General features: G+C 70.3%; 14 protein-coding genes. 11 read left to right on the top strand and 3 right to left on the bottom strand.

The features are described 5' to 3' along the window. The first annotated feature begins 76 nt into the window (after window positions 1-76). From BJ986_RS00070 to BJ986_RS00060, 3 genes are read left to right on the top strand one after another with little or no spacing between them, the layout of a single operon-like run. Window positions 77-712, top strand: a complete 636-nt coding sequence (locus BJ986_RS00070) for a trimeric intracellular cation channel family protein (protein WP_179420134.1) — start codon at window positions 77-79, stop codon at window positions 710-712. A gap of 13 nt (window positions 713-725) precedes the next feature. Continuing rightward, the gene (locus BJ986_RS00065) at window positions 726-1844 is read left to right on the top strand and encodes a ferrochelatase (protein WP_179420133.1); all 1119 of its coding nucleotides are present in this window, start codon (window positions 726-728) and stop codon (window positions 1842-1844) included. A gap of 2 nt (window positions 1845-1846) precedes the next feature. Then, a complete protein-coding gene (locus BJ986_RS00060; protein ID WP_179420132.1) occupies window positions 1847-2716 on the top strand; it encodes an inositol monophosphatase family protein in 870 nt (289 codons plus the stop codon). A gap of 32 nt (window positions 2717-2748) precedes the next feature. On the opposite strand, the gene BJ986_RS00055 is transcribed toward BJ986_RS00060, so the two are convergent. Then, window positions 2749-2934 carry a hypothetical protein gene (locus tag BJ986_RS00055; RefSeq protein WP_179420131.1) on the bottom strand — a complete coding sequence of 62 codons (186 nt, stop codon included), beginning with the start codon at window positions 2932-2934 and terminating at the stop codon, window positions 2749-2751. Window positions 2935-3280: 346 nt separating this feature from the next. On the opposite strand from BJ986_RS00055, the gene BJ986_RS00050 reads away from it, so the two are divergent. From BJ986_RS00050 to BJ986_RS00030, 5 genes are read left to right on the top strand one after another with little or no spacing between them, the layout of a single operon-like run. Beyond that, window positions 3281-3580, top strand: coding sequence for a DUF4193 domain-containing protein (locus tag BJ986_RS00050; RefSeq protein ID WP_056920802.1), 300 nt, complete (start codon window positions 3281-3283; stop codon window positions 3578-3580). Further along, window positions 3581-4060: a dUTP diphosphatase gene (dut, locus tag BJ986_RS00045; protein ID WP_179420130.1), complete on the top strand. Its 480-nt coding sequence runs from the start codon at window positions 3581-3583 to the stop codon at window positions 4058-4060. A gap of 7 nt (window positions 4061-4067) precedes the next feature. Beyond that, window positions 4068-4889, top strand: a complete 822-nt coding sequence (locus BJ986_RS00040; protein ID WP_337794632.1) for a DUF3710 domain-containing protein — start codon at window positions 4068-4070, stop codon at window positions 4887-4889. A 9-nt stretch (window positions 4890-4898) separates the two neighbouring features. Then, window positions 4899-5321 carry an OB-fold nucleic acid binding domain-containing protein gene (locus tag BJ986_RS00035; RefSeq protein ID WP_179420128.1) on the top strand — a complete coding sequence of 141 codons (423 nt, stop codon included), beginning with the start codon at window positions 4899-4901 and terminating at the stop codon, window positions 5319-5321. After that, window positions 5311-6060, top strand: a complete 750-nt coding sequence (locus BJ986_RS00030) for a DUF3159 domain-containing protein (RefSeq protein ID WP_179420127.1) — start codon at window positions 5311-5313, stop codon at window positions 6058-6060. Before BJ986_RS00035 ends, BJ986_RS00030 begins: the two co-directional genes overlap by 11 nt. Here the strand turns inward: BJ986_RS00030 and BJ986_RS00025 are convergent. Next, complete coding sequence (locus BJ986_RS00025; protein WP_179420126.1) at window positions 6033-6716, bottom strand: NAD-binding protein; 684 nt, start codon at window positions 6714-6716, stop codon at window positions 6033-6035. The genes BJ986_RS00030 and BJ986_RS00025 overlap by 28 nt on opposite strands. Before the next feature lie 101 nt (window positions 6717-6817). Further along, window positions 6818-7486 (bottom strand): NAD-binding protein, encoded by a 669-nt coding sequence (locus BJ986_RS00020; RefSeq protein ID WP_179420125.1) that lies wholly within the window; start codon window positions 7484-7486, stop codon window positions 6818-6820. A gap of 55 nt (window positions 7487-7541) precedes the next feature. On the opposite strand from BJ986_RS00020, the gene BJ986_RS00015 reads away from it, so the two are divergent. The 3 genes from BJ986_RS00015 to BJ986_RS00005 form a co-directional block, all read left to right on the top strand. Then, entirely contained in the window at window positions 7542-9572 is a 2031-nt protein-coding gene (locus BJ986_RS00015; protein WP_179420124.1) for an APC family permease, read from the top strand. Further along, window positions 9569-10867 carry a TRAM domain-containing protein gene (locus tag BJ986_RS00010; RefSeq protein WP_179420123.1) on the top strand — a complete coding sequence of 433 codons (1299 nt, stop codon included), beginning with the start codon at window positions 9569-9571 and terminating at the stop codon, window positions 10865-10867. Before BJ986_RS00015 ends, BJ986_RS00010 begins: the two co-directional genes overlap by 4 nt. A gap of 163 nt (window positions 10868-11030) precedes the next feature. Beyond that, window positions 11031-12268 (top strand): aconitase family protein (locus BJ986_RS00005; RefSeq protein ID WP_337794631.1); only part of this gene is annotated, 1238 nt, incomplete at its 3' end.

Here is a 12268-nt window from a genome sequence, read left to right as displayed (position 1 = left end):
CACCGTGCCGCTGACTCTGCCATCCCCGAGGTCGAGGCGAAAGCGCCCACGCCGCACCGGTACTTTTGACCTCGCGATGCTCACCTTCGACACACACCTCCAGCTGGCCCTCGACCTCGTCGGGGTGTTCACCTTCGCCCTGTCCGGCGGCCTGGTCGCGGTGAAGAAGCGCCTGGACCTGTTCGGGGTGCTCGTGCTGGCCGGGGCGGCGGCGCTCGGGGGCGGCGTGATGCGCGACGTCCTCATCGGCGCACTGCCGCCGGTGGGCATCTCCGACTGGAGGCTCCTCACCTCGGCGCTGGTCGCCGGGCTGGTGACCTTCGTCTACCACCCGGGCGTCGAGCGGATCTCCCGCTTCGTGCGGGTGCTGGACGCGGCCGGGCTGGCCGTGTTCGCCATCGGTGGGTCCCTGAAGGCGCTCGGCGCCGGCATGGACCCGCTCACGTCCGTCATCGTCGGAGGCATCACCGCGGTCGGCGGCGGCATCGTCCGCGACGTCCTGGCCGGACAGGTGCCGGAGGTGCTGCGTCGCGAGATGTACGCCCTCCCCGCCCTGCTCGGCTCGGTGCTCATCGTCACTGCCCACCACTTCGACGTCGTCACCCCGCTCGTCATCTGGGGGTGTGTCGCCCTCGTCTTCGGTATGCGGATGATGGCGGTCGTCCTCGACGTCCACGCCCCCAAGCCCCTTCGCACCGGAGACCGCCCATGATCGGACCCACGGCATGACCACCGACGAACGGCCGCTCGACCCCTACGACGGCATCCTCCTGCTGTCCTTCGGTGGACCCGAGAAGCCGGAGGACGTGCTGCCGTTCCTGCGCAGGGTGACCGCAGGCCGGAACATCCCCGACGAGCGGCTGGCAGAGGTCGGCGAGCACTACTACGGCTTCGGCGGCCGCAGCCCCATCAACGACCAGAACCGCGCGCTGCTCGCCGCCCTGCGCGCGGAGCTCGACCGGCGAGGGATCGACACCCCGCTCGTCTGGGGCAACCGCAACTTCACCCCCTTCACGACCGACACCCTGGAGCAGGCCCATGACCTGGGTCTGCGGCGGCTGGTCACCGTCGTCACCAGCGCCTACTCGTCCTACTCCTCGTGTCGGCAGTACCGCGAGGACCTGGCCGCCGCGCAGCAGGCTGTCGCCGAGGCCGGCCTGGCGGTCGAGATCGACAAGGTCCGCCCGTACTCCAACCACCCGGGGTTCGCCCGCGCGAACACCCGGCTCGTCACCGAGGCGGTGCGCCGCACACTGCGCGACGGGGCGCTGCCTGCCGGCATCCGACTGCTGTTCGTCACCCACTCGATCCCGACGGCGATGGACGACACGTCGGGCCCCGGCGACTCGGAGGGGAACGCCTACAGCAGGCAGCACATCGCCCTGGGGGCGGCCATCACCGACGAGGTCAACGCGACGCTCGACACGGACTTCACCGGCGAGCTGGTCTTCTGCTCGAGGTCGGGTCCTCCTTCCCAGCCCTGGCTCGAGCCGGACATCAACGACCGCCTCGAAGAGCTGGCGCAGGAAGGAGCGCAGGTGGTGGTCGTGGCGCCCATCGGCTTCGTCTCGGACCACATGGAGGTCGTCTACGACCTCGACACCGAAGCCGCCGCCACCGCCGAGCGGCTCGGGCTGCGTCTCGTGCGGGTGCCCACGGTCGGCGTCGACCCCGAGTTCGTGTCGGGTCTGGTCGACCTCGTCCTGGAGAGGGCGGCCCAGGCGCGCGGCGAGGAGCCGCCGACGCCGGTCTGGCCCGGTCGTGAGGCCATGCCGTCCACCTGTGCCCCGGGGTGCTGCCCCAACCTGCGCGATGCCCGGCCGGCCCTGTGCGGGCGGGACTGACCATGGACCTCCCCGTGCCGGACGCGAGCACCCTCGAGGCGCTCGAGGCCCTTGCCGTGGACGTGTGCCGGGAGGCGGGGCGCCTCATCGTCGGCGAGCGGCCGGCCGACCTCGGGGTCGCCAAGACCAAGAGCTCGGCCACCGACATCGTCACCGTCATGGACCAGCGGGCCCAGGACCTGCTGCGGTCCCGGCTGCAGGACGCCCGTCCCAGTGACGGCTTCCTCGGTGAGGAGGAGGGCGGCACCGACGGCCGTTCCGAGATCACCTGGGTCGTCGACCCCATCGACGGCACGGTCAACTACCTCTATGGCATCCCCTCGTATGCCGTGTCCGTCGCCGCCGTCGTCGGCGACCCCACCGTCCCGGGAGCGTGGCGACCCGTGGCCGGCGCGGTCGTCAACCCGGTCACCCAGGAGCTGTTCCACGCCCGCGCCGGCTCAGGGGCCTGGCTCCGTCGGGGGGACGCGCCCGCAGTGCGACTCGAGATCGCGGACCCGCCGCCCCTCGGGCAGGCCCTGGTCGGCACCGGTTTCGGATACGCCACGACGCGGCGCGCGTGGCAGGCGCGCGTGCTGCTCGATGTCCTTCCGCAGGTGCGCGACATCCGCCGGATCGGCAGCGCCGCGCTCGACCTCTGCGCGGTCGCGGCCGGGAACCTCGACGCGTTCTACGAGCGTGGGCTCAACCCGTGGGACATGGCCGCGGCGTGGCTCGTGCTCACCGAAGCCGGGGGAGTGGTCTCCGGCCTGGGCGGCGAACCGCCCAGCCCGACGATGGTGGTCGCCGCGGCGACCACGCTGCACACCGAGCTGCACGAGGTGGTGCTCCGCGCTGCCCAGCAGGCCGGCGCGGACGCCAGCGCCAGCTAGCTTCCGGTGGTGTCGCGACGACCCCGTCGAGGTCAGGCGGCGCTGTAGTTCGTGAGCTCGGGGATGCGCAGCCCGTGCTCGTCGGCGAGTCGGGCGAGGTTCTCGAGCTCTGCCTCGCGGACGGACGCGAGGTAGTCGTCGCCGGATTCCTGGGCTGAGCGCAGGGACTGTGCAGCGCGGGTGGCGCGCTGGGTGATCTCGGTGTGGAACTCGGTCATCGTGCACCCCTCTCTTCGTCGTCTCACGAGTCGGGTCGGCCGGGCCGGAACTGAGGACTCTACGGGTACGGACGCGGTGGGCGGGAGTCGGGGTTGTCCGTTCTGGGTGAATCTTGGGTGAACCCAGACCATGACGTGGCTGCCCCTTGGCACGCCCCACAGGGGACGGGCAGCCGCGCGTGGACGGATGGTGGACCCGATGGTGACGTGGCGTCCGGGATAGGGCACAATCCCGGGCCTGCGGTGGGCACAAAACCGCAGGCACCAGCGTTAACACCGGCGACTCGTCTTTCCGAGGCACGGAGAGACCCAGAGCACCGACACAACAGGGAGAGCGACAGCGACCATGGCGACTGACTACGACGCGCCGCGCAAGACCGATGACGAGCTGTCCGAGGACTCGATCGAGGAGTTGAAGTCCCGCCGCGTCGACAAGAGTGCGTCCAGCGTGGACGTCGACGAGACCGAACAGGCCGAAGGTTTCGAGCTGCCCGGAGCGGACCTGTCCGGCGAAGAGCTTTCGGTGCGGGTCATCCCGCGCCAGTACGACGAGTTCACCTGCTCCCGGTGCTTCCTCGTGCACCACCGCAGCCAGCTGGCCTCTGAGTCCGGCGGCCAGATGGTGTGCCGGGAGTGCGCCGCGTAGGTGGACGTTCCGTCGACGGTCCCGGTCGGTGTACGCCGGATCGACCCGACCCTGCCGCTCCCGTCCTACGCCCACCCGGGAGATGCCGGGGCGGACCTGTATGCCGCGACCGAGATCACCCTGGAGCCGGGGGAGCGCAGCCTGGTGCCCACGGGGGTCGCGCTCGCGATCCCCGACGGCTGGGTCGGCCTCGTCCACCCACGCTCGGGGCTCGCGGCCAAGCACGGGATCAGCATCGTGAACGCCCCGGGAACCGTCGATGCCGGGTACCGGGGCGAGATCCTCGTCAACCTCGTCAACCTCGACCCCCGGGACGCCTTCACCGTGCGTCGGGGAGACCGCATCGCCCAGCTCGTGGTCCAGCAGGTGGCGCGCGTGGAGTTCCTCGAGGTTGATTCGCTCGAAGCCACCTCGCGGGGTGACACTGGGCATGGTGCCAGTGGCGGCTTCGGCGACCACCTCCAGACAACGAAGGACTGAATCACCAGTGGGAATCTTCCGACGAGGCAAGAACACCGACACGACTGACGCGGTGGACGTCGACCCGACGGTCGATCCGACCGTTGCCGGGGCTGACAGCGCTGCCGGCACTGCCGGTGAGGCCGAGGACTCTGCCGCCGACCAGGACGTCAAGGAGAACGTGGTCTCGGCGGCGGGACGAACCGGCGACGTGGGACCGTTCGACTCCTCGGAAGTCGACCTCGAGGACGACGGACGACTCGACCTCGGCGCGCTGCGCATCGCAGGGGTCCCGGGCATGGAGCTGCGCCTCGAAGTGGACGAGGCCGCCGACCAGGTCGTCGGGGCCACCGCCGTCATCGGTGACTCGGCAGTCCAGATCCAGGCCTTCGCCGCGCCCAAGACGATCGGCATCTGGGACGACATCCGCGCGGAGATCGCCGAGTCGATCCTCGCCCAGGGCGGCACCGCCGACGAGGCTCGTGGTCCGTTCGGCACCGAGCTGCGCACGCGGATGCCCTCCGCGGGGCCTGACGGGCGCACCGTCTTCGCCCCGGCCCGGTTCGCCGGGGTGGACGGACCCCGCTGGTTCCTGCGTGCGGTCTTCTCCGGGCGCGCCGCGATCGAGGACGAGGCAGCCGAGCCGTTGCTCGACGTCGTGCGGAGCACCGTGGTCGTGCGTGGCGAGGGCGCGATGGCTCCCCGCGAGATGCTGGTGCTCAAGCTCCCCGAGCAGATGCAGGTCCCGGACGGTGACGAGGCCCAAGCCGACCATCCCGCCCAGGGCGCCGTCCAGGTCGACGACCTCAGGCCGTTCGAACGAGGTCCAGAGATCACCGAGGTCAGGTAGGACACCATCATGGCCATCAAGGAGCCCACCACCGTCGCCCCCCGCCCCGCGGCGCACGGTCGCAAGTCGGCGTTGTCGCGACTCGGCGAGATGCTGACCAAGTCGGAGACCCAGATCGAGGCCGACGAGCTCCAGGAGGACGCCGCCCGGATGGGCTGTACGCCCATGTGCGACCTGCAGGACCGCCAGGAGGCGACCGTGTCCGGGACGGTCCGCGCGGTCACCCTGCGTCCGCGGGTGAACGTCCCGGCGCTGGTCATCGACCTCTATGACGGCAGCCGCACGATCAACCTCGTCTGGCTCGGGCGCCGGACGATCGGCGGCATCCAGCCGGGCACCTACCTGCGCGTCCACGGCCGCGTGACCCACACGCGCGGCGTCCCCACGATCTTCAACCCCTCCTACGAGATCGTCCCGCCGCGTGCCCACTGACCCCGTCGCCGGTGCCACCGTCGAGGAGCTCATCCGCCATCGCCTGTCCACCGCCCTGGGTGGTTGGCGTGGCTCGTTCGAGACCGCCCTGCCGACGCTGGCGTTCGTCGTCCTCTGGGTGTGGCGCCATGACCTGACGACGGCCATCGTCGCGTCCGTCGTGGGGACGGTGGTCCTCGCCGTCCTGCGGGTCGTGCAGCGGCAGAGCCTGCAGTACGTGCTGTCCGCGGTGGTCCCCACGGCCATCGCGGCCTTCTTCGCCCTGCGCAGCGGCCGCGCCCAGGACGCCTTCCTGCCCGGCATCATCTGGAATGCCGTGATGCTGGTCATCGCGACGGTCTCGGTCGCGGTCCGGTGGCCGCTGGTCGGCTTCATGGTCGGCGCCGGCGACCCGCGCATGGCCGACGACGCGGTCGGCTGGCGCCGTGACAGCGGCCTGGTCAGGGTCTGCCAGCGGCTCACCCTGGTCCTGGTGAGCCTCTTCGTCCTGAGGCTGCTCGTGATGGTGCCCCTCTACCTCGCCGGGCAGGTCGCCCTCCTCGGCGTCGCGAAGGTGGTGCTCGGGTGGCCGTTGTGGCTGGCCGGGGTCGCCGTGATGGGGCTGCTGCTGGTCAAGGGACACACGCCGGCCGAGCTCGCGATCGACTCGCGATCGCCATCGCCATCGCCATCGCCATCGCCCGAGCCTGAGCCGGAGGCTGAGGGCTCAGCTCACTCCTCGCCGCGCGGGACCCTCTGACCCGGACTGAGCATCGCCTCGAGCTCGTCCTCGAACTCCGGCGTCGAGATGAACAGCAGCTCGTCATGCGGCTCTAGCGAGTCGTCGCGGCTGGGGGCGATGGGGTGGTCCTCGCGGATGATCCCGACCAGCACGGTCTCTCCCGGGAAGTCCACGTCGCCCACGCGCTTGCCGGCATACGGGCTCTCCGGCGGCAGGGTCAGCTCGACCATCGTGGCCTTGCCCTGCTGGAACTGGAAGATGCGGACGAGGTCACCGACGCTCACGGCCTCCTCGACCAGTGCCGTCATCAGGCGCGGGGTCGACACGGCGACGTCGACGCCCCAGGCCTCGTCGAACATCCACTCGTTCTTGGGGTTGTTCACGCGGGCGACGGTCCGGGGCACCCCGAACTCCGTCTTGGCCAGCAGGGACACCACGAGGTTGACCTTGTCGTCACCGGTCGCTGCGACGACCACGTCGCACTCGGCGAGGCCGGCTTCGTGCAGGGCGGTGATCTCGCAGGCGTCCGCGAGGAGCCAGTTGGCGTCCGGGATCTTGCTGGCCTGGACGTCCTTGCGCTCGCGGTCCATGAGGAGCACCTGGTGGCCGTTGTGCAGGAGCTCGCGGGCGATCGAACGGCCCACGCTCCCCGCTCCGGCGATGACGACGCGCATGCTGCTCCCTTTATGGCTCAGTCTTTGGTGGCTCAGTCTTTGGTGGCTCAGTCTTTGGTGGCTCAGTCTTTGGTGGCTCAGTCGTTGGGCTCAGTCGTTGCTCAGTGCTCGGTCACCTCGGGCGGCGCGTCCAGCGTCCGCTCGACGGTGGGGAGCTCGGTCGCGAGGCTGGCGAGGTGGAGCAGGTCGCCCTCCTGGAAGACGCTGTCGGCGCCCGGCAGGATCGCGGCACCCAACCGCGTCAGGTAGGCCGCGCGGGTGCCGGTGGCTTGCTCGAGCTCGCTGATCCGGTGCCCCACCCAGGCGGGGTTGACCGTCACCTCGGCGATGACGACGTTGCCGGACGGGTCGACGAGCTCGGGGACGTGCCCCTGGGGGAGCAGCCGGCGCAGCATCTGGTCGGCCGTCCACTTCACCGTCCCCACGGTGGGTATGCCGAGTCGCTGGTAGACCTCGGCGCGGCCGGGGTCGTAGATGCGGGCGACGACGTGCTCGACGCCGAACGTCTCGCGGGCCACCCGGGCCGCGAGGATGTTGGAGTTGTCACCGTTCGACACAGCGGCGAACGCGTAGGCATCCGCGATGCCGGCTTCGTGCAGGGTGTCGCGGTCGAACCCGACGCCGGTGACCCTGCGACCTTCGAACGAGGAGCCGAGCCGGCGGAACGCTGACTCCTCCTGGTCGATGATCGCGACGTCGTGGCCCTGGCTCTCGAGACTGTGCGCGAGGGAGGAGCCCACCCGGCCGCAGCCCATGATGACGAAGTGCACGCCGCCGACGGTACACCGCGGCGTCCGGCGTCTGCAGGGCGGCGCGCAGCGGTGGATGCTGCCGCCTAGAGTGTTGGCCGTGCCCACCTCTGGACGTGTCGTCAAGCGCGTGCTCGTCGGTCGCGCCATGCGCAGTGACCGACTGGGCGAGACGCTCCTGCCCAAGAGGCTCGCCCTCCCGATCTTCGCCAGCGACGCCCTGTCGTCGGTGGCCTACGCCCCTGACGAGATCTTCCTGACGCTGGGACTGGCGGGCGGATTCCTCGCCCTGACCCACTCGTGGCAGATCGGCCTGTGCGTGGTCGCGGTCATGCTCGTGGTGGTCGCGTCCTACCGGCAGAACGTCCACGCCTACCCCTCGGGTGGTGGCGACTACGAGGTGGCCACCACCAACCTGGGCCCCAAAGCGGGTCTCACCGTGGCCGCGGCCCTGCTGGTCGACTACGTGCTGACCGTGGCCGTGTCGATCTCCTCGGGCGTGCAGAACGCCGCCGCAGCCCTGCCGTTGATCCGCGGCCACGAGGTGGTCGTGGCGGTCGGGCTGGTCGTGCTGCTGACGGCGATGAACCTGCGGGGCGTGCGCGAGTCCGGCATGGCCTTCGCCTTCCCGGTCTACCTGTTCATGGCGAGCGTCATCGGGATGGGCATCGTCGGGGTGGTCCGCGAGGTGTCCGGCAGCCTGCCGCAGGCGGAGAGCGCCGGTCTGACGCTGGCTCCGGAGAAGGGCTTCCAGTCCCTCGGCAGCTTCGCGATGATGTTCCTGCTGCTGCGGGCCTTCTCCTCCGGCTGCGCCGCGCTCACCGGTGTCGAGGCGATCTCCAACGGTGTGCCGGCCTTCAAGAAGCCCAAGAGCCGCAACGCCGCGACCACCCTGCTGCTCATGGGCCTCATCGCCATCACGATGCTGATGTCCATGCTGGTCCTGGCCAAGTGGACCGGCATCAAGTACGCGGAGAACCCGGGCACCCAGCTGTTGCGTGACGGCAGGCCGGTCGGCGGCTCCTACGTCCAGGACACGATCATGGGACAGGTCGCGAAGGCGGTGTTCTCGGGCTTTCACCCGGGGGTCGTCCTCGTGTCGATCGTCGCCGGGCTCATCCTCATCCTGGCCGCCAACACCGCGTTCAACGGCTTCCCGGTGCTCGGCTCGATCCTCGCCAAGGACGGCTACCTGCCTCGCCAGCTGCACACCCGCGGTGACCGGCTGGCGTTCTCGAACGGCATCCTGATCCTGGCCGGCGCGGCTGCGCTGCTCATCTTCATCTACAACGCCGAGGTCACCAAGCTCATCCAGCTCTACATCGTGGGCGTCTTCGTGTCGTTCACGCTGAGCCAGATCGGCATGATCCGGCACTGGAACCGGCACCTGCGACTGGAGCGCGACGGCGCGCAACGGCGCCGGATGATGCGCAGCAGGGTGATCAACGCCATCGGCGCGACCATGTCCGGCCTCGTCCTCGTGGTGGTCCTGCTCACCAAGTTCGTCCACGGCGCGGGCTACGCGATCGCCGCGATGATCGTGATCTTCTTCATCATGCTGCGCATCCACAAGCACTACGAGCGGGTGCGGGCGGAGCTGCGCATCAGCGAGGACGACGTCGACGCGCAGCTGCTGCCGAGCAGGGTGCACGCGATCGTCCTGGTGTCGAAGATCCACAAGCCGACCCTGCGCGCGCTCGCGTACGCGCGGGCCACCCGGCCGTCCAAGCTCGAGGCGATCACGGTCAACGTGGAGCCGGACGAGACCAAGGCGCTGCAGGAGGAGTGGGACCGCCGCGACATCCCGGTGCCGCTCAAGGCACTGGACTCGCCCTACCGCGAGATCACCCGTCCTGTCGTCGAGTACGTCAAGTCCCTGCGGTCCGGCCACCCCCGTGACGTGGTCGTCGTGTACATCCCCGAGTACGTCCTGGGCAAGTGGTACGAGCAGGTGCTCCACAACCAGAGCGCCTTGCGGCTCAAGGGCCGGCTGCTGTTCACGCCGGGTGTGATGGTGGCCAGCGTCCCCTGGCAGCTGGCCTCCTCCGAGGGCGCCGAGGAGCGGTTCGACGGCCCGACCGCGGGCTCGGTCCGACTCGGCCAGTGAGCACGTCTCCGACCACGCCCGCGGCCCTGGCCGTCGGCGATGTCATCGCGCTCGACATCGGTCCCGTGGCCCACGGAGGCTTCTGCGTGGCCAGGCACGAGGGTCGTGTCGTCTTCGTCCGGCATGCCCTGCCGGGGGAGCGGGTCCACGCTCAGGTCACGCAGGCGCGCGAGGGCCAGCGGTTCGTCCGCGCCGACTGCATCGAGGTCCTCGACCCCAGCCCGCACCGCGTCGCGGCACCGTGCAGGTATGCCGCGCCCGGCCTCTGCGGGGGCTGCGACTTCCAGCACGCCGCGCTCCCGTACCAGCGCGAGCTCAAGTCCGCGGTGGTCCGCGAGCAGTTCTCGAGGCTCGCCGCGCTCGACGTCGAGGTCGAGGTGGAGCCGCTGTCCGGCGACGACACCGGACTGGGATGGCGCACCCGCGTCGAGTTCGCGGTCGACGAGACCGGTCGGGCAGGGCTGAGGGGGAGCCGGTCGCACGAGGTGGTCCCCGTGGACTCGTGCCTCATCGCGGACCCCCGCGTGCTGGCGACCGGGGTCCTGGACCAGGACTGGTCCGGCGAGCTCGCCGTCGACGTGGCTGCGCCGTCGCAGGGCGATACCGTCGTGGTCCCCGTCCCCAGCGGCGAGTCTGACACCCCGGTGGTCACCGAACGCGTTGCGGCACAGAGCTTCTCGGGCACCTTCGAGGTGTCCGCGCGCGGCTTCTGGCAGGTGCACCCCGCAGCTGCCGGGACCTTCGTCGACATGGTGAACCAGATGCTCGACCCCCAGCCGGGCGAGACAGCCCTCGACCTGTATGCCGGGGTCGGGCTGTTCGCCGCGGCCCTGGCCGAGCGGGTGGGGGAGTCGGGCAAGGTCATCGCGGTGGAGTCCGACAGTGAGGCGGTCGCCTCGGCAGCAGGCAACCTCGCGGCATACCCGTCGGTCGTCGTGGTGCGGGGCCGGGTGGACGACGCGTTCGGGGTGCAGCGGGCGCAGCGGTCGGGACCAGCCCGCAGCCGCGCGCCACGCTCGCGCAAGCTCCGTCGGCACCCCTTGCTGCCGCTGCGGGCCGACGTGGTCGTCCTGGACCCACCGCGCACCGGAGCCGGTCGCGACGTCGCGGCCCAGGTGGCCGCACTGGGCGCCCGCGCCATCGCCTACGTCGCCTGCGACCCCTCGGCCTTGGCCCGAGACACGGCCTTCCTTGCCCAGGCCGGGTACCGGCTGGCCGCGCTCCGGGCCTTCGACGCGTTCCCGATGACGCATCACGTCGAGTGCATCGCCCTCTTCGAGAAGGGTGGTGCGTGAGCCGTCGACGGCGCCGGCCCACCCCCACTTTCGCTGTGCGCGCCCGTGGAGCAGGATCAGACACAGGCCTGACCGACGTGATATCTTGACGTCAAGATAAATCGAGCACGACCTCACGGTGCATCCTCACCGCATCGAACCCCGAGCATCGAAGGAGCAGGCAGTGGCCAGCACGAACAGCTTCAACGCCCACGGTGAGCTGAAGGTCGGTGACAACTCCTACGAGATCTACCGGCTGAGCGCGGTCGAGGGCAGCGAGACCCTCCCGTACAGCCTGAAGGTGCTGCTGGAGAACCTCCTGCGCACCGAGGACGGTGCCAACATCACGGCGGACCACATCCGCGCCCTCGGCGCCTGGGACGAGACCGCCGACCCGGACACCGAGATCCAGTTCACCCCTGCCCGGGTCCTCATGCAGGACTTCACCGGTGTGCCGTGCATCGTCGACCTCGCGACCATGCGCGAGGCCGTGGCCGACCTCGGTGGCGACCCGGCCAAGATCAACCCGCTCAGCCCGGCCGAGATGGTCATCGACCACTCGGTCATCATCGACGTCTTCGGCCGCGCCGACGCCTTCGAGCGCAACGTCGAGATCGAGTACCAGCGCAATGGTGAGCGCTACCAGTTCCTGCGCTGGGGGCAGACGGCGTTCGAGGACTTCAAGGTCGTGCCCCCGGGCACCGGCATCGTCCACCAGGTCAACATCGAGCACCTCGCCCGCACCGTGATGGTCCGTGACGGGGTGGCCTACCCCGACACCTGCGTCGGCACCGACTCGCACACCACGATGGTCAACGGCCTCGGTGTGCTCGGCTGGGGCGTCGGCGGTATCGAGGCCGAGGCGGCCATGCTCGGCCAGCCCGTCTCGATGCTCATCCCGCGCGTGGTCGGCTTCAAGCTGTCCGGGTCCATCCCGGCCGGCGCGACCGCGACCGACGTGGTGCTGACCATCACCGAGCAGCTGCGCGACCACGGCGTCGTGGGCAAGTTCGTCGAGTTCTACGGCGAAGGGGTCTCGGCCGTGCCGCTGGCCAACCGCGCCACCATCGGCAACATGAGCCCGGAGTTCGGCTCCACCTGCGCGATCTTCCCGATCGACGACGTCACCCTGGACTACCTGCGTCTGACGGGTCGCAGCGACGAGTCCGTCGCTCTGGTCGAGGCGTATGCCAAGGAGCAGGGCATGTGGCTGCACGCCGGGCCCGACCAGCCCGAGGCGCGCTACTCGGAGCGGCTCGAGCTCGACCTGTCCACCGTCGTGCCGTCGATCGCGGGACCCAAGCGCCCGCAGGACCGCATCGCGCTGACCGACGCCAAGGACGCCTTCCGCAAGGTGCTGCCGACCTACGTCGCCCACCACGAGGGTGACAGCGGCGCGGCCACGTCGTTCCCGGCCAGCGA

The sequence above is a fragment of the Pedococcus badiiscoriae genome, from assembly GCF_013408925.1.
GTDB lineage: Bacteria > Actinomycetota > Actinomycetes > Actinomycetales > Dermatophilaceae > Pedococcus > Pedococcus badiiscoriae.
The sequence above is the reverse complement of the archived record's forward strand: the minus strand, read 5'-3'. Positions and strand labels throughout refer to the sequence as shown.

What these genes read in the sequence shown, in the direction of transcription:
- BJ986_RS00070 (WP_179420134.1), top strand. Translation starts at nt 77, where the DNA reads ATGCTCACCTTCGACACACACCTCCAGCTGGCCCTCGACCTCGTCGGG.
- BJ986_RS00065 (WP_179420133.1), top strand. Translation starts at nt 726, where the DNA reads ATGACCACCGACGAACGGCCGCTCGACCCCTACGACGGCATCCTCCTG.
- BJ986_RS00060 (WP_179420132.1), top strand. Translation starts at nt 1,847, where the DNA reads ATGGACCTCCCCGTGCCGGACGCGAGCACCCTCGAGGCGCTCGAGGCC.
- BJ986_RS00055 (WP_179420131.1), bottom strand. Translation starts at nt 2,934, where the DNA reads ATGACCGAGTTCCACACCGAGATCACCCAGCGCGCCACCCGCGCTGCA.
- BJ986_RS00050 (WP_056920802.1), top strand. Translation starts at nt 3,281, where the DNA reads ATGGCGACTGACTACGACGCGCCGCGCAAGACCGATGACGAGCTGTCC.
- BJ986_RS00035 (WP_179420128.1), top strand. Translation starts at nt 4,899, where the DNA reads ATGGCCATCAAGGAGCCCACCACCGTCGCCCCCCGCCCCGCGGCGCAC.
- BJ986_RS00025 (WP_179420126.1), bottom strand. Translation starts at nt 6,716, where the DNA reads ATGCGCGTCGTCATCGCCGGAGCGGGGAGCGTGGGCCGTTCGATCGCC.
- BJ986_RS00015 (WP_179420124.1), top strand. Translation starts at nt 7,542, where the DNA reads ATGCTGCCGCCTAGAGTGTTGGCCGTGCCCACCTCTGGACGTGTCGTC.